Origin of the sequence: uncultured Campylobacter sp. (assembly GCF_938017775.1) — a bacterium.
Lineage (GTDB): Bacteria > Campylobacterota > Campylobacteria > Campylobacterales > Campylobacteraceae > Campylobacter_B.
Genome location: NZ_CALIIU010000059.1, coordinates 20,225 through 37,230 on the forward strand (window position 1 = coordinate 20,225; position 17,006 = coordinate 37,230).

At 50.2% G+C, this 17,006-nt stretch carries 13 protein-coding genes; 4 read left to right on the top strand and 9 right to left on the bottom strand.

The window, feature by feature from the left end; genetic code table 11:
* Positions 1 to 56: 56 nt before the first annotated feature.
* From Q0537_RS08285 to Q0537_RS08295, 3 genes are all read right to left on the bottom strand, one after another.
* Complete coding sequence (locus tag Q0537_RS08285) at positions 57 to 2,192, bottom strand: TonB-dependent siderophore receptor (RefSeq protein WP_299226999.1); 2,136 nt, start codon at positions 2,190 to 2,192, stop codon at positions 57 to 59.
* On the bottom strand, positions 2,189 to 3,286 hold the full coding sequence (locus tag Q0537_RS08290; RefSeq protein WP_299227002.1) for a PepSY-associated TM helix domain-containing protein: 1,098 nt from the start codon (positions 3,284 to 3,286) through the stop codon (positions 2,189 to 2,191). The genes Q0537_RS08285 and Q0537_RS08290 overlap by 4 nt, the downstream gene beginning before the upstream one ends.
* A 379-nt stretch (positions 3,287 to 3,665) precedes the next feature.
* Positions 3,666 to 4,028, bottom strand: a complete 363-nt coding sequence (locus tag Q0537_RS08295; RefSeq protein WP_299227005.1) for a diacylglycerol kinase — start codon at positions 4,026 to 4,028, stop codon at positions 3,666 to 3,668.
* Between the two features lie 67 nt (positions 4,029 to 4,095).
* Here Q0537_RS08295 and Q0537_RS08300 point away from each other — a divergent pair, with 67 nt between their 5' ends.
* Both Q0537_RS08300 and Q0537_RS08305 read left to right on the top strand, forming a co-directional pair.
* The gene (locus tag Q0537_RS08300; RefSeq protein WP_295152225.1) at positions 4,096 to 4,854 is read left to right on the top strand and encodes an exodeoxyribonuclease III; all 759 of its coding nucleotides are present in this window, start codon (positions 4,096 to 4,098) and stop codon (positions 4,852 to 4,854) included.
* A gap of 137 nt (positions 4,855 to 4,991) precedes the next feature.
* Entirely contained in the window at positions 4,992 to 6,638 is a 1,647-nt protein-coding gene (locus Q0537_RS08305) for a formate--tetrahydrofolate ligase (protein ID WP_299227008.1), read from the top strand.
* A gap of 960 nt (positions 6,639 to 7,598) precedes the next feature.
* Here Q0537_RS08305 and Q0537_RS08310 read toward each other — a convergent pair.
* Positions 7,599 to 7,724, bottom strand: a complete 126-nt coding sequence (locus Q0537_RS08310; protein ID WP_299227011.1) for a hypothetical protein — start codon at positions 7,722 to 7,724, stop codon at positions 7,599 to 7,601.
* 308 nt (positions 7,725 to 8,032) lie between these two features.
* Between Q0537_RS08310 and Q0537_RS08315 the strand changes: the two genes are divergently transcribed.
* Complete coding sequence (locus Q0537_RS08315) at positions 8,033 to 10,660, top strand: hypothetical protein (RefSeq protein WP_299227014.1); 2,628 nt, start codon at positions 8,033 to 8,035, stop codon at positions 10,658 to 10,660.
* Positions 10,661 to 10,717: 57 nt separating this feature from the next.
* Positions 10,718 to 11,350 (top strand): tetratricopeptide repeat protein, encoded by a 633-nt coding sequence (locus tag Q0537_RS08320; protein WP_299227017.1) that lies wholly within the window; start codon positions 10,718 to 10,720, stop codon positions 11,348 to 11,350.
* A 375-nt stretch (positions 11,351 to 11,725) separates the two neighbouring features.
* On the opposite strand, the gene Q0537_RS08325 is transcribed toward Q0537_RS08320, so the two are convergent.
* The 5 genes from Q0537_RS08325 to Q0537_RS08345 all read right to left on the bottom strand — a co-directional run.
* A complete protein-coding gene (locus Q0537_RS08325; RefSeq protein WP_299227020.1) occupies positions 11,726 to 12,166 on the bottom strand; it encodes a pyrimidine dimer DNA glycosylase/endonuclease V in 441 nt (146 codons plus the stop codon).
* Positions 12,167 to 12,306: 140 nt separating this feature from the next.
* Positions 12,307 to 13,413 (bottom strand): alanine racemase, encoded by a 1,107-nt coding sequence (locus Q0537_RS08330; RefSeq protein ID WP_299227023.1) that lies wholly within the window; start codon positions 13,411 to 13,413, stop codon positions 12,307 to 12,309.
* Between the two features lie 651 nt (positions 13,414 to 14,064).
* Complete coding sequence (locus Q0537_RS08335) at positions 14,065 to 14,778, bottom strand: vWA domain-containing protein (RefSeq protein WP_299227026.1); 714 nt, start codon at positions 14,776 to 14,778, stop codon at positions 14,065 to 14,067.
* 283 nt (positions 14,779 to 15,061) lie between these two features.
* On the bottom strand, positions 15,062 to 15,955 hold the full coding sequence (locus tag Q0537_RS08340; RefSeq protein ID WP_299227029.1) for a DMT family transporter: 894 nt from the start codon (positions 15,953 to 15,955) through the stop codon (positions 15,062 to 15,064).
* 310 nt (positions 15,956 to 16,265) lie between these two features.
* Positions 16,266 to 17,006 (bottom strand): hypothetical protein (locus Q0537_RS08345; protein WP_299227032.1); only part of this gene is annotated, 741 nt, incomplete at its 5' end.

Sequence of the window (17,006 nt, forward strand, 5' to 3'; positions counted from 1 at the left end):
GCGATGGAATTCTATTAGAGTTAAGCACTAGACAAATTCCGCCGCGACTATTTGGGTCAAAAGCTATACGTAAGGCTTAGATTGAAGGTGCGCGGATCGCCGTAGATCATTCGATTAGAACCGATACCCTCAAAATAGCGCTTATCGGTTATGTTATCGACGTTTAGCTGCACATCTAGGTTTTTACTCGCTTTGTAGCCTAGCATTACGTTTGCAATCGTGTAAGCTTTCTGCTCGATCCTGCCGTATGGCGAGTCGGAATAAATCTTTGAGCGATACATCGCGCCTGCGCCGATTCTAAATGTGCCGATCTCATATTTTGCAAAAAGATTTGCGCTGGTGCGGGAGGAGTCGCTGGCGTAGATATTGCCGTCAGCATCTTTGGCTTTGTAGTACGCTAGCCCCATGCTTAGGCTTAGTGCATCGGTAATTTTACCGTTTACATCCGCTTCAAAGCCCCTGCTGGTTACTCCGCGACCCTGCCTGTAGGCGTAGGAATTTGTGCCCGTGATATACTCGTCGGTGCGGATGCCGAGCTTATCTTGGATGATCTTAAAAACGCCCAGGCTTGCTTGCAGATCGCCGTCAAAATACTCGCCTTTGATGCCCGCTTCGTAGTCCTTGCCTTGGATGGGATCAAGATATTTATTGTTTTTGTCCTTGTAGGTTTGAGGTTTAAAAATACTCGTATAACTTGCATAAAGGGTATGATGATCGTCTAAATCATAGGTGATCCCTGCATATGGAGTAATTTCGCGGGTAAAATTTCTATTATCTGCTCCACCTGTAATTTTATATTTATAGTAACTCATCCGCGTTCCTAATAAGAGCTTTAAATCCTCGGTGATTGAGAGTTTATTCGCGGCATAAATTGCTTTTTGAATAGTTCGATCGGCATTATTTTGATCTACATACGGTAAGCGTGGATCTTCAATATGAAGGTCGTTAAAATTTATTCTAGTACGCGCGGCATAAGCAAGGCCTGCCGGAGTGTTTCGACTATTCCAGTAGCTACTTACGTTATCAGATCCTTTTTTGTAAAGATTATACATCACACCAAATACAAATTCATGATCTTGTTCGAAAAATTCATAAGGGATATTCACATAGGCATCGATATTGTGGATATTCTCTTCGCGCTTGTTAGCATAAACGCTAAGATCGGCGACGTTTCCGATGCCGCCAGGACCTACCCTGCCGCCATAATAGAGCAAATTTGAATCGGTATGAGCGCGACGAAACGAATAACTCAAGCTTAAACTCGCCTCGTTTGAGAAATATTGTTTAAAATCGGCATAAAAATCAAGCGTAGAGATGTCGTATCGCGTCCAGGGTTGAGAGAAAATTTGGTTTTTGCCAAAGTGCGTGCGCGTGCCGTCCGAGTTAAACGCGGGCATTCCGCCCCAGCGCGTGCCATGTCGGCGTAGCGTCTGATAAAATGAGCCAAAGCTCAGCCTTGAATCGTCTGTTACATCGATATCTAATACGCCATAAACGGCAGTATTGCGACGATTGTAATAGTCCATATAAGAGTGCGATCGTTCATGCATAAACGCTAGGCGTCCGCGCACCGAACCGCTTTGATTGAGCGGGCTTTGCACATCGGTTTTAAGCCCGTATTTGTCGTATGAGCCGCCGTTTAGACTTATATAACCTTTTGGGATGGTGGAATCTGCGTGCTTACGGATAAAATTTAAACTCGCGGCAGGATTTCCTGCGCCTGCTAATAATCCGTTCGCACCCTTTACTACCTCAACACGCTCATATGGCAGTAAATTTAAATCGTTCGCCCCGAGGCTAAAACCTCCGAAGCTAGGCATCGAATCAAGCAAATAATAATCTATGCTAAATCCGCGCGCCGTAGGATAGAGCCTCTCATCCATACGCCCGCTCGTAATGCCCGCGATATTTCGCATCAGCACCTGATAATCGGTTATCCCCATATCTTTTAGTTTGGCTTCGGTCACCACGGTAAGAGACTGGGGCGTTTCTCTCGCCGTAAGATCGAGCCTGGTGGTACTTTTAACGAGCTTTCTAGCCTCATAATCTCTGTCGTCGTGACGGAGCTTTTGGGTATCTTGCACTTCTATGGTGCCTAAGTTCTCCGGGGTGCTCGCAGTGGCGTTATTTTCCGCATAAAGCGAAGTTAGCATATTTAATGCGACTACGAGCGAAAGAGATACTTTCTTCATAACTTTCTCCTTTTAGAATTTCTATTTTTTAGGGTTATGTAAAATCCGCAAATGCTTAAAAATAGGGGCGCAAGCCCCGCTAAAAACCATATAAGCTTCGTTATTGCGCCGTATGAGCCCGCATGGGCGCGATGAAAGCCGTCTTGAAGTTTGTCCGAAAAATCCGCATCGTTTATAAAGTCCGCTTTTAAAATTTCGCCTGCATCCGATATCGTGATACGGCTCGCGTAAGGGCTTTGAAGCGGGTTTTGCCCCGCCTCGAAGCCGTATACGGTAAAAGCGCCGCCCGGACAGAGCGGAAAGGCGATATAGGTGGAGCGAAATTCTTTAAATTTAACCGCTATCCGCGCTAATGCCTCATCTAGCGTCGCAAGATTTTGCGCCGCTTTCATGCTTACCGCTCCGTTTGATGCCGCGACGGTGGAATTTTGCTCGGTCTTAAAATTCTGCAAGACCGCGCCGCATGGATTTGCGAGCGGCTTGTAAGTTACCGCCCTTAGCTCCCACCATGCTCCGCTTATAGCTATAGCAAACATTACGGGAGTGCTCGCGACTCCGATTAGGTGGTGAGCGCCGCGCATAAAATATATGGCCCGATCTAGCCTCAGCGAGAATAAGTTTTGCCAAAATTTTTTGTAGATAAAAAAGCCGCTAATGCCGATAAGTAGCGCGCTAAGCCCTACAACGCCTGCAAAAATTCTACCGCCGCGACCTAAAAACAGCTCCGCGTGCAGTTTATTTATCGCGCCGCTAAAGGCGTCCAGGTAAATTAGGGCCTGCTTTTGTAGCTTCTGCGAGGAAAGTCTGATTTTATCGGTCTTTAAAGGATCTTGCGCGATGCTCCAGCCCATGATCGCGTACTCTTTAAATTTGGATTTTATCTCGGATTGCAAAGCGCTGAATTTCATTCTAACGGGGAATTTCGCCACGCTTTCTTGGGTCCTAAACACCTTGTCTTTCAGCAAAGCTTCATCGATCCGCTCCGCATAGACTAAGACCGAGCCGCTTGCGGATACGATTATAAGGGGTATGCAAAATATCAAAGATAGCCACAAATGAAATTTGCGCGAGATTTTGTGAAAGGATTTAGACAAAATTTTCCTTTTTTTGAAAATTATTTTAATTAAGACGGCGTGATTTTAGTGAAAATTGTATTAAAGCATCTTGAAAGTCGTTATAATTTTATAGCTAAAATTTTACGGCGTAAAATTTGCTTGAATGATTTATCTATAGAAATTTTAAAAGCTATTTTAAAATTTTAAGAGCCGAGCGAATATTAAAATTTTCGCGCACAGGAGAGTTTAAATTTAAAGCAAATTTCGGATTTTAAAATTTCAATATCACGCAGGGTCGTGTTTGGGTTGCAGGCGTGGATGATCAACGACTCAAGCGGCTTGTAAATTCCGCACTCGCCAAAAAAACTCTGCGTTGCAGCGATTTAAATCTTTAATCGCGAAATTTGCAATTACGCGATTAAAAGAATTTACCGATAAGCGCATATCCCCACAGCGCGGCGTTGAGAAATAGGCTCATCATCACGGCTGTGCTTGCGGTGTCTTTGGCGCCCTTGGCTAGCGGGTGGATTTCGCTCGTAGCAAGATCGACTGCGCGCTCAATGGCTGAGTTTACGCACTCTAGCGCGATGGTAAAGACCGCGCCGAAGATCAAAAATAGATTTAGCATCGCGCCGAAATTCCAAAAAAATAGCGACAGCAGAAGCGGGACGAACACGCAAAGCTCGAGTCTGAAGCTACGCTCGCTGCGCAGCATCTCGACAAGACCCGCCATCGCGTAGCTCCAGTTGGCAAAAAATCGGTATTTGGGCTGATTGCGCATAGTTTTCCTTTAAATTTAGTCAAAATTTCGTATAATCATACCAAAATTTTTGCGCCAAAGGCTAAATTTGAAACTGATTAGTTGGAACGTAAACGGGCTGCGCGCAGTGCTCGGTAAAGACGGCTTTGCGTGGCTTGCCGAGCAAAATCCCGATTTTTTGGGCTTGCAAGAGATCAAGGTGAGCGAAAAGGACGCCCCAAAAGGGCTTTATGAGCTAGGATTTTCTCAGATAGATCTAAATTCCGCCGCTCGTGCGGGATATTCGGGCGTGGCGAGCCTGGCTAAATTTAAAAGCGAGACGAGCAAGGCGCTGTTTTTCCCAGACGACGAGGGGCGCGTGCTGCAGCACCGCTTCGGCGATGTCGTGCTTTTTAATATCTACTTTCCCAACGGCCAAAAAGACGAGGCGCGGCTAGCCTATAAGATGGAATTTTATGCAAAATTCCTAGCCTACGCGCGCAGCCTCGCGGAACAGGGGCTCGGAGTGATATTTTGCGGCGACGTAAATACCGCGCACCGCGAGATCGATCTTGCGAACCCCAAAGCAAACTCCAAAACCTCGGGTTTTTTGCCGATCGAGCGGGCGTGGCTCGATGAGGTGGAGGCGGCGGGCTTCGTCGATACCTTCCGTGCCGTGCACGGCGAGCTACGGGACGCCTACTCGTGGTGGAGCTACCGCTTTAACGCGCGCGCCAAAAACGTAGGCTGGCGGATCGATTATTTTTTCATTTCGGCAAATTTGCGCTCGCGGCTAAAGGACGCTTTCATCCTAAGCGACGTGATGGGCAGCGACCACTGCCCCGTGGGCATCGAGATCGAAATTTAGCCGGGACAAATTTAGGAGCGCGAGCTTTGATCTTGCGCGGCTTGCGGATAAGGTGCGCGTAGCGGCGGCTAATGCGCGGATTTAAAGAGGCGGTGCGCAAACGCTGCGCGATAAAATTTTAAATTTAAGGAGAGAAAATGTTGAGCGATATCGAAATAGCAAATGCGGCGAGGCCGGATAAAATTTCAAACGTTGCGAAAAATTTGGGGCTTAGCGAGGATGAGATCGAGCTATACGGCCACTACAAAGCCAAGCTAAATATCAAGCCGCGATCGCGCGCTTCGAAGCTTATCTTGGTCACGGCGACCAATCCGACGCCGTTTGGCGAGGGCAAGACGACGACCTCCATCGGTCTAGCCGACGCGCTAAAGCGTCTAGGCAAAAGCGTCTGCCTTGCGCTGCGCGAGCCGTCGCTGGGGCCGGTTTTTGGTATCAAAGGCGGGGCTGCGGGCGGCGGATATTCGCAGCTGGTGCCGATGGATGATCTAAATTTGCATTTTAACGGCGATTTTCATGCGATCACCTCCGCAAACAATCTCATTTCGGCGGTCATCGACAACTCGCTGTATCAAGAAAACCCGCTAAAGATCGATAAAATTCTATGGAAGCGCTGCATGGATATGAACGACCGCGCGCTGCGCCACATCACCGTTGGACAGGGCGGGCGCACCGACGGAGTAGAGCGTGAGGACGGCTTTAATATCACCGCAGCTAGCGAGATAATGGCGGTTCTGTGCCTCTCGAACGATCTTGCTGAGCTTAAGGAAAACATCGCAAACATCATGGTCGCCTACGATATGCAGGGAGAGCCGATATACGTGCGCGATCTGGGCTGCGCGGATGCCGTGGCGATCCTGCTAAAAGACGCGATGAAGCCAAATCTCATTCAAAGCCTAGAGCACACGCCCGCGCTCGTGCACGGAGGGCCTTTTGCAAATATCGCGCACGGCTGCAACTCCATAATGGCGAGTAAGCTTGCGCTCTCGCTAGCAGATTACGCCGTAACGGAGGCGGGCTTTGGAAGCGAGCTCGGGGCTGAAAAATTTATCGACATCAAGTGTCGCCGCGCAGGCATCGCTCCGGATGCTGCGGTGTTAGTCAGCACGATCCGCTCGCTTAAATACAACGGCGGCGCGGATAAAGAAAATATCGCGAGCCCGGATCTTGCCGCGCTTCAAAGAGGCATCGTAAATTTAGGCGGGCATATCGAAATTTTACAAAACTTCGGGCTAAATCCGGTCGTGGCGCTTAATCGCTTCAGCTTCGATAGCGACGACGAGATCGCCTTCGTGCGCGATTACTGCAAGCAGCGCGGCGTGCAGATGGCGATTTGCGAAAATTTCGCCAAAGGAGGCGAGGGCGCGCTTGAGCTAGCCCGCCTCGTAGTAGATGAGTGCGAGCGCGCCAAGGAGCTTAAATTCGCCTATGAGCTTAGCGACGATATGGCGAGCAAGATCGAAAAGATCGCTACTAAAATTTACGGCGCGAGCGAGGTCGTTTTTGAGCCCGAGGCACAAAAGGCGCTACTGCACATCAAGGCCTTGGGACTTGAGCGGCTAAACGTCTGTATCGCCAAGACGCAGTATAGCTTCAGCGACGATGCCAAGGCGCTTGGGCGGGCGCGCGGCTTTAAGCTTAGCGTTAAGGACCTTCAGATCCGTACGGGAGCGGGCTTCATCGTCGCCGTCTGCGGCAAGATAATGCTGATGCCGGGGCTACCGAAGGTTCCTAACGCGCTAAATATGAAGATCACTAGCGAGGGCGTTATAAGCGGATTGGCGTGATTTGAAATTTTATTCGGCGCTCAAAACCAAAGCCGAAAATTCCGCACTTGGGCGGTAAAATTTAGCTGCGAGCTTCGGCGGCGATAAATTTTGCTTTCAGGTTGCGACGAGTTTATCGCGCCCCGGTTTTAGTGCGTCATGGTTTTGCTATGCCTCAGTTTTATTGCGCTGGATTTTAGCCGGTCGAGTTTTGGCTAGTCGGATTAGTCGGATTTTAGCGCGACGAGCTCGTCCCGCGAAATTTCATTAAATTCTGCGTAAAATTTGCGTGGGTTTGGCATTTGAAATTTCGCTCGCAAAATTCCGCGAAAAAACCGAGCCGTCCGCGAGCTTTACAGCTCATCGCGGCAAGATTTAAAATTTCATAACGCGCGAGCTCGTCGTGAAATTTAAAATTTCACGTGGCCGCACACAGTGTCATGTGTCGCTACGAGATTCTAAATTTCATGTCGAGCGCACCGTGAAATTAATCCGTTGGTCGCGCAGCAGATCGCCGCACGATCTAAAATTCGCGCTTGCGCCGCGACATGCACCGCCGTGAGTTAAATTATGCGGCAGGCGAGCTAAATTTTACGCTCACGCGATCAGTCATGTTGGCGGAGGTTTGCGGCGCCCAGATTAAATTTTACACACCGCCGTGTAGCGCCTGCAGTGGGCGCGGATGCCTAATCCGCTCTGCTTGCAAAGGCGCAGGCGGCTATAGCTGTGCGGCAGTAGAGCTAAATTTTACGAGCCGCTGCATCGCGGTATGAAATTCTATGCCGAAGCTGCCCGCTGCGACTAAATTTGTGCGATAATATGTCGGCTATGCGCTCGTAAATTAAATTGTACTCCACGCACCCGTCGCCTGATTGTCGCGCGGGATTGAAATTTGCGCGCCGCTACTTGTCATAAATTTAGATCGCTGCACGCCGCGTCATAGCTGTCGTGAAATTTTAAATTGTATGCCGTACGCACGAGCTAGCCGTGAAATTTAAAATTTACGCGGCCGCGAAATTTGCTGTGCGTTATGCCGTATCGCGCATCTTCGCGAGCCAAATTATGCGCTGCTGCGGAATTAAAGTCTTGCATGCCCGCTGCTACCATTCTGGCGCCGTATGCCTCGCGACTCCGTTTTGCGATCCATTCGCGCCGTCTTTGTTGCGGTTAGTTACGCACATCGCCGCGCCGCAGTGCGAGATTTTGCGTCGAGCTCTATTTTAGAGTTTTGATTTGCAGCGAGATTTTACGGCGCGCAATAGCGCTAAATTCCATCCTGCGTGAGATTTTGGAATTTTAAAATTCCCTTTCGCGGTATAATTATATGAAATGCTAAAATTCGCAGGATCTTAATAAAGGAATTTTAAAATTTATGCGGCGCGACTTTGTGGCGTGCCTGCAAGAAAGGAGCGATCATGGACAAGCTGGATAAAGAGGAGCTTGCAGAGGCGTTTGTCGCTAGACTCAAAGCACTAGCGCGTAGCGGTGGCGCCGATCTGCGCGAGCTTGATCGCGAGTTTTATGGATTTAGCGTGAGGCTTGGCGTGCGTTATGACTTTGCCGGCAAGTTTAGCGTCTCGCAGATAAGTGGCGGCGAGCGCGCGCAGCTGCATTTCGCAGATATCGCGCAGTTCGAGGCTCATGCGCGCGAGTGCCTGCGCGCGGCAAGCGCAGATGCGGAGCTAAGCGAGGCCTTTATGCTACGCCTGCGTGCAGATCCCCAAAAAGCCGCTATGAATGCGGATCAAATCATAAAATTTCACGATTTTAAGCCCTTTAGCGTTCAGCTGCGTTGCGAGCATTGCAGCGGATCGGGCAGGAGGCGCTGCAAAGCCTGCGAAGGCACAGGCAAGGCGCCATGCGCTAACTGCGGCGGGCGCGGGCGCTTGATCTGCCCCGATTGCAAGGGCACCGGCGGCTATAGCTGCGCGGCGTTAAGCTCTACGAACGCTCATGCGCGCAGTCTTTCTGGAGGCGACTCTGCAGGCCCTGCATCAAATTCTATGGGCTATCGCTTCATTCCCTGCGCTAGCTGCGGCGGTAGCGGCTCGCGCATTTGTCCCGCTTGCGGCGGTGCGGGCAGGCTGCGCTGCGAAAAATGCGGCGGTGCGGGCGATTTTCGCTGCGAGCATTGCGATGGGCGCGGGTATTTCACTCGCACCGATAAAGTATCCGTTTATGCCCGCCCGAGCGTCAGCATAGGTGCTAGCTCGCAGGTTTTTGGGCGCGAGCTGCTGGAGTTTTTATGCAGCAAGGGCGTAGGTTTTGCTGCGCGCAGACTTTTGTTTCGTCTAGGCTCGCTGCGAGCGGTACAGGGCGGCTGCGAAGCGGTATTTAGCGCGGAGGATGATTTTTTGCGCTTGAGTTTTGCCGTCTGCGGCAAGGCTTACGATGCGGCGTGCTTCGGCGGCGTGACATTCGTAAGACCTAGCTTTTTTGACGAAGTTTTTGCGCCGGAGCTTGCGGCGGTGCGCGGCGCACCCACTAGGCTAGAGCAGAACGATGCGCAAAGCCTTTTTACGCTGTTTCGCGCGAAGCCTGTGCTGGATGCGGCGATGCGCCTAGCTAGTGCTAAACTGCGCGGCGAGACGCTAAATCTTGAGCAGTTGCACGGCGCGGATAGACATTTTAACTCTGTAAATTCTACCTGCGGCACGGCTGATCGCGACGCTTTGAGCCTTGCAAAAGACGCTTCTCGCAAAGAAAATCTCAAGGGCGGCGCGAGCGTAAAATTTGCGGGTACGAAATTTGCTAGCGCTTCGGCAAATTCTATGGGCACGGAAGATAATCGCTTGGGGTTGCGCGGAGAGCAAGGCAGGTTCGCAGGAGGAGTGAGCGGTGGCATAAAATTTGCCGGGGCAGATCTTTTGGAAGGTGGAGAGAATTCTGCCGGCGATTTTGAGGCTAGACAGCAAAGCAGCGAAGCTCGCGCGCAGAATGGACCTAATTTTGCCGGCTCGCAAGAAGGCTTAAGTGACACTTCTGATCGCACTGCGGAGGGTCTTTACGAATTACGCGGCGAGCGAGATTACCGAGATTTAGGTGTCTTAAATGCTCAAAATTCCACAAATTCCATAGACTCCGCCGCAATAAATTCCGAAAATCTAGCCGCTGCAAAATTTAAAAATTGCGCGAATACGCGAGATCCTGCGTCAAATTCTAAAATTTCGCCCTTTGCACGATTAAAGAAATTCTTTTTCCCACGTTCTTTGCGCGAGGATTGCGCGCAGAGTTTCGCCGCGGCGATTATGCGCGTTTGCGAGGGCTTTATTTCGCAGCAATGCGCTCGTGATTTGGGCGGAGCGATGGCTGGGGCGCTTGGCGTGCTAAGTCCACGCTATGACCGCGCGACGTGGTGCATAGGCGGAGGCGCGCTCATCGCGGCGGCTGCACTGGCGTGCGAGGGCTGCTTCGAGATGATCTTTGCGGAGCATTATTTTTGGTCACTTGCGTGCGGTGCGGTAATCGCTGCTGCGGGGCTGTTAGGCGGTGTGGCGCTGTGGCTGGCAAGCGTAGTGCGGTGCGCTGTAAAAGCTCGTAAAATTCCGCGAGAATATCGCTGCGGCAGAGGCGGCGCGGCGTTTGCTCGCTTTTGCAAAGCTCTGCTCTGCGCCGTTTTAGCTAGCGCAATCTACGGAGGCGCGGCAAATACGGGTTACGTGCCGAAAACCGGCGCATCGGGGCTGCTGCGAGGGTGGATGCCTGCATTTTTTGAGGACGAAAATTCTGCTTCTGCGAGTGATGGCATAAATTCTGCAGACGAAAATTCTACGAGTGCAAGCTCTAGCGGCTCTGAAAGCCCTGCTTCAAATTCCGTTTCCGGGGCGACTAATAATTCCGCTGCGATGCAAAAGGATAAAATTTTATATATCCAAAAAAGCATCGGAGCCAAGCAGGATGGGATTTTTGGCGCACGCACGCTAAAAAAGGCGAGAGAGGTTTTGGATCAAAATCTAAGCGGCGTCGATGAAATTTACGAGGCGTTAAAAAACAAAGAGCAGGCGAGAACAAATCCGAACTCTAGCGATCAAACTGCGCCTTAACGGTAAATCCGCGCCTTAGGCTTAGCAGGCGATCTTAAAAAACCAAAAAGGATGAAAATGAAAAATAAAATTTCAGTTCTAGCGCTTATCGCGACGTTTGCTGCAAATTTCGCGCTTGCCGAAAATTTTGAAATCACCGCAGACGATATAAGCCGGGCTACAAAATCCTGCGATAAGGGCGATATAAAGTCGTGCGGGGCGTTGGCGCAGGTTTACAATTATGGCTGGGGCGTGCCGCAAGATCTGCTAAAGGCTGCGCCGTTATACGTCAAAGCTTGCAAAGGCGGCGATGTGGAGTCGTGCGTAAATTTAGGCATTTTGTATCAAAGCGGAGAGGGGATGCCGCGCGATGAGGCGAAGGCGGCGGAGTTGTTCGACAAAGCCTGCGATGACGGGCACGCGATAGGCTGCAGTAACGCAGGCTCTGCGTATATCAAAGGCAGAGGCGTGCGCAAAGACGCTATAAAGGGCGTAGGTTACTATGTGCGCGGTTGCGATATGGATATCGCAGACAGCTGGCTTGCGTGTTTAAATTTAGCGCGTCTTTACGAGGGCATAGATAATGTTAAAGCCGTAGAATACTACAAAAAGGCCTGCGAGCTGGGCAGCAAGGATAGATTTATGAGCTCGGTAGCGGAACATGAAAAGGCATGGCAAAGCTCATGCGAAAGCTACGAAAGGCTTAAATAGCCCGCAAATCCATGCTTTGAAGCAGACTCTCGCGCTCGCCGTGGCTACGGAGCAAGAACCCTAGCAGATTTCGCATAAATAGTGCAAATCTAAACATTAAGTATCCTGTGGAAGCGGAAACATAACGGCGCAAGTTCTTAGCGGGCTCGTATTTTATGAGGCAAAATCATGACGTTAGCGCTGATCCGCCACGTTACGCCGCTGATCGATCGCGGCGTGTGCGACGCCGCAGAAGCGGCACGGCGCGCGATCCTATATGACGCTACGCAAAGCTTAGCTTTGTGGCAAACCGATAAATTTAAAAGCAGCGCCGCATACGAAAAGCTCGCCGGCATAAGCCGAATATGCTCGTCGCCGCTGCCGCGCGAGACGGCGCTAAATTTTAACCTTCTCCCACGGCTCAATCCCGCCTGCAACCTCCTCAAAAACGCCTGCGATTTCTATATTTTTTACGCTCAAATTTCGTTCGTATGCCTTGATGTTGCGCGATTTTAGCTTCTTTTGTAAAAAGGCGAATTCATACTCGATCTGACCGCTAGCGACGCTGATTTTAGCCAAATTTCGCGCGTCAAATTCGCCCACCTTCGCGGCGTCAAATTTATACCCGCGAGCGCAGCCCTCCTCATAGACTTCCGCCAGATACGCATTTACCGCCTCTAGCGCGTTTTCGTGCGCGTAAAAGCGGTCAAGCTGCGGGTGATTTTTGTAGCCCTTAGTAAGCCCAGCCAGCGCGTTTTTAGCTAGCAGTGCCTCGCGCCAAAGCGCCACGAGCCCCTTTGCGTCGAGATATTTAAAGCTTATTGTCCAAAGTCTCATTTTCGCCTTTCGTTAAATTTCGTCGTCAAATTCGGTGTGCTTCGCGCCGCAGCCTGAGCGGCGATAAATTCGCGCCTTAAATTTAGCCAGGCTCTACCGAAGCTAAAATTTTATCTCGCCGCACTTTTGAGCTTGTCTGCTCATTGCAGCTTGCCTCTGCATAGCACGGGGATCTTTTCTACGACCTCGCCGCCGCTTACGAGGTAGGCGAACTCGTGTAAATTTACGACGGGGCAGATGTGGTTTGGATAAATTTCGAGCCGATCGCCCACGCGCACTGCGCCTTGCAGCGCTCTGTCGTAGACGATCACATGCTCGTCGTAAACGCTATTTATCCACACATCCGTGCCCTTTATGCGCCCGAGCCCGGGCGTGGCGGTGAAGCCCTCGGTGCGCCTTTGCTGCGTGAGCCCCTTGGCACCGACGTCGGTGATGATGCGATCCGCCGTAGGTCTGCTGATGACGGTCGTAAGGATACTCGCCGCATTCATCGAATAATCGCCGTACGCCTGCGCCTGCGAGGCATCCATAAAGATATAGGTGCCTGGGCGGATCTCGGTGACGCCCTTTAAAATTTCAAAATCATTAATAAGCGATGGCGTCGAGCCGATGCTAACGACGCGTGTGGGCAGGGCTAGCTCGCGCGCGATATCCGCAAACTCCAGCGTGCGGCGCTGCGCGGCTAGGTGGATGCGCTCGCATTCGCTTTTGCAGGTGGCCTTGTAGGAGTGGCCGTCGTGGGAGAACACGCCGCGGAATTCGATATTTTTACAGCTTTTTAGAAATTTTATAAACGCCGCGAAATCCTGCTTTTCCACAAAGCCCGAGCGGTTTTCGCCCACTTCGATCTCGGCAAGCACGCAGGCCTTCGTGCCGCTGCGCTCAAAGGCGCGCTCTATCAGACTCGCCTGCTCTATACTGTCGATGCCGAAGCTTAAGTTTACCCCCGCGCGCAAAAGCGCGATGATGCGCTGAAATTTCAGCTCACCCACGATCTCGTTTGCGATAAATATATCTTTCAGCCCGTTTGCCGCCATGATCTCGGCCTCGCCCGTTTTGGCGACCGTGATGCCAGCAGCGCCGATGCTTTTTTGCAGCTTCGCGAAATAGGGCATTTTGTGCGTTTTGGTGTGCGGCCGCAGGCTCACGCCCGCGGCGTCTGCGTAGCTTTGTATCTTTTGCAGGTTGCGGAGCATGATTTCGCGATCAATCAGCAGCGCCGGCGTGTCGATCTCCGATACCTTCATAAGCTTCCTCCTTGTTAAATTTACGAAATTTTAATGCAGCCGCGCTTTAGTAGCTGCGCCCGTTTTGCGGCAGCGAAATTTTAAAATTTAGCGCGGCTTGCAAAGGGTGAAATTTACCTGTCGCTTGCAAAAAGCGGAATTTGCGCGTCGTAAATTTAGCTTCGTCTGCGAAATGCAGTTTGCGCGCCGTGTAAATCGGTGCCCTTCGCGAAGCGTCTGAATTTGGCGAGTAGATTTGCGTTTCCGTGTCGCGCAAAGCAGCGTAGGCAAAAGCAATACCGCGCGGCGCATGAAAAAGTCAAAATAAAATTCTAAAGTGCGCCGAGTAAAAATCAATATGCGCACCGTACCACTAGGTCGCGGAATTTTTAGCTCCGCTTCACGCCGTTTTATTCCTCGCGCGCTATGTTTTTCTTGCGGCGCATATTCGCGTTAAATTTTTCGGTGAGCGACCCGGCGCACTATCTGTTTCCGCGCCGCCGCTCGTGTTTTCGCGCTGAATATTTAGCGTCACAACTCGTTTGCGCTGCCGCCAGTGTTTTTTACTAAAGCTCATTTTGCGCCGCATGTTTTCAAATTGCCGCCTATTTTAGTGCCGCCGCTCGTTTCCGCAGCGGCACTTAATTTTAGCGCGCCTTGCTTTGCGCCTTGCTATTTTTTGTCCTGAAGCACCTTATCGCGCCATTTCGAGTTTGCTTTGTTGTCGGTCGCTACATCTTTGGATATCTCGGCCGCCGCTTCGAAATTTTTACTTACACCCTCTTTGGAATTCTCGTATTTTAGGGCATTTTCGCTTTTGATACCGATGCTTTGCGCCTCGCTTGCGGCGTCGATATTAGCGCCCAAAAAGATAAATTCCCAGTCGTATTTCTCCTGCTTGTCGCTAATCATCTTCTTAATCTGCGCTTTGGAGTATTCGCGGCTTGAGTTCTCCATCCCGTCGGTGATGATGACGAAAAGCACGCGATTGTTTTTGGCATAGATATCCGGTACCCGTTCGATACGCGCTATCGTGCTGCCGACGGCGTCCAGTAGCGCGGTATTGCCGCCGGCGTAGTACTCTTTGGACGTTAGGTTTTCGACCTTTTTAAGCGGCGTGCGGTTGTGGATGACGTTAAATTTCGTATCGAAAAGCACGGTCGTGACGCTGGCGTCGATGCCCTCTTTACGCTCCTTTTCTATCATCGAGTTAAATCCGCCGATCGTATCGCTCTCAAGCCCGCTCATCGAGCCTGATTTATCTAAGATCAGCACCAATTCCAGGTGATTTACGCCGTCTTTATGATTAGGTGGCGTCTCTATCTCTACACTTTTGGCAAACAATATGCCCGCAAGCGCGGCAACAAGAAAGATGATTTTTTTCATAGGGGCTCCTTTGTTAAAATTTTGTTATTTTACTATTGTATCGCTTAAGCAATGAAATTTTATCGCTAAAGCTTCGCTGCACGCCTTTGCTGGGTAAATTTTAATACGAAATTTATTGCGGAATTTTAACGTATCCTTGCGAGAGACGCCGCGAAATTCCGCGCGACATAGAATTATGCGCGGCGCAGAATTTCACCGCGAAATTTTAAGGCGTAGAATTTTATATGGCACGGAATTTCGCGTGTAAATTTTATGTGGCACGGAATTTTATAACGCCGCGAAATCAAGCGCCTACGGATCTGCTCCGTTTTGCGCTGAGGTAGCTTCCGATCTCGCTTATCAAAACGCCAGATAGGATGAGCGCCGCGCCTAAAATTTGCATCGCGCTTAGCCTCTCGCCGCCCACGAATACGCCCATAATGCCCGCCGTTACGGGCTCGAGCGTGAAAAACAGAGCGGTTTTTACGGGCGTCGTGTATTTTTGCATCAAAGCCTGCGCAAAAAAGCCAAAAACCGTTCCCAGCAGGCAGATCACCGCCATCGCGACGAAAAAGCTTCTATCCATCACCGGCACGATGCTGACTCTTTCAAAAAAGATCGCCGCAAAGCAGCAAAGCACGCTTAAGCAGAGGATCTGTACGTAGGCGATACCCGCTACGTCGCAGCTTTGCACGAAGCGGTTGGTCAGCACGATGTGAAACGAATATGCGCACGCGCAGACTAGTGCCAGCGCTTCGCCCTTGCCCAGGCCTAGCTGCGTGTCGCCGATGAGATAGAGGCCAATGACCGCAAGCGCGATGCCTGCGTAGGCGTAGGAGTAAATTTTATGCCTAAACAGCGCCGCGGCGATGAAGGGTACGAGCGCGACGTTTAGGCCGATGATGAAGGCTACGGAGGAGCTTTGCGCGAATTTAAAGGCGAAGGTCTGTGACGTAAAGCCCGCGAATAAAAACAGGCTAAGCACCGCGCCGTGCTTGATCTCGCGCGAAGTTATGGCTTTGAGCTTCGGGAAAAATATCGCGCCTGCGATGATGCTTGCGGCGAAAAAGCGCCAAAATAGCAGCACGAAGACGTTGTTGCTCGCAAGCGCCTGCGAGGTGGGCAGATACCCGAGCCCAAAAGCGATCGCCACGAAGAGCATTCCGATGTCGGCTCTGAATTCCAAACTTTTATTCATCTGTGTCCTTTTTAAAAATTTAAAGTCGTAATTTTACGAAATTTTAGGTAAAAAATAGGCTAAATTTTGGCGGAGCGATTTGGAATTTTGGTTTTTAAGATCGCGAGCTAAATTTTAAGCGCCCAGCTCGTCTTTTGGGCTTACGTTGGGCTCATTTTTTTGTGTTTGCCCACACTTGTTCGCACACTCGTTGCCGCCGCTTCGCTACGCGTACATTTTACGGCTGCTACTCGCGCGATCACTACGCCGCCTTGCTACGGCTTGTCATAAATTTTCATAGCTATTGCTCGCGCGTGGCTAAATTTAAAATTTAATCGCCCGCTCCCTCTTTGTCGTTTTTTAGAATTTCTATGTTTGCGCGCTCATTCGCGCCTTTTAAGCTTATAGTTTTTTTGAGCGCGGATTTGAGGGGAGCCTTCGCCTCTTTTGATTTTATCATCTTATAGCTCCTCTTTCTTATCTCTGCTTCGATAAATTTTATATCTTGCTGTGCGTATGGGAATGAGAGCGTGAAATTTTTGCCACTTTGCCCGTCTTTTATTTTTAAAATCGGCATCTCGCCCCTCATCCCTTTTTCCATAAGGGCATTTTCTATATCGATCTTTGTGCTAAATTTAAACGGCAAACATTCCCATTCTCTCCTTATACTGCGGCTGTCTATGATGACCCCTTTTTCGGTTAATAGCCATAGCGATATAAGTATCAAAACAATGCCCATCGCAATCACGAGTGCGGTCTCGTCGCCACTTCTGTGCAAGAAGCCGTCTATACATAAAGGGTCGTTTGCGTCAAAGCATGTAACTTTACCTTTGCCTTTTATCCTCTTTATCCAAGGCTCGTCAAATGCCACTATCGACCCCCAAGATAAAAGAAATATGACGAGCGTAAATTTGGCTACAGGGCTAGGTGGTATGAGCCAGGCGCCATTTTGCACGGTTTTATAAGAAGCGCTGCTTTTAAACAGAAAGTTTTTTAAACCGCAAAGTACAAACAGCACTACATTTGCAAAAAGCACAAAATACAAAAGCCTCATGCAGCTCCTTTCATTGCG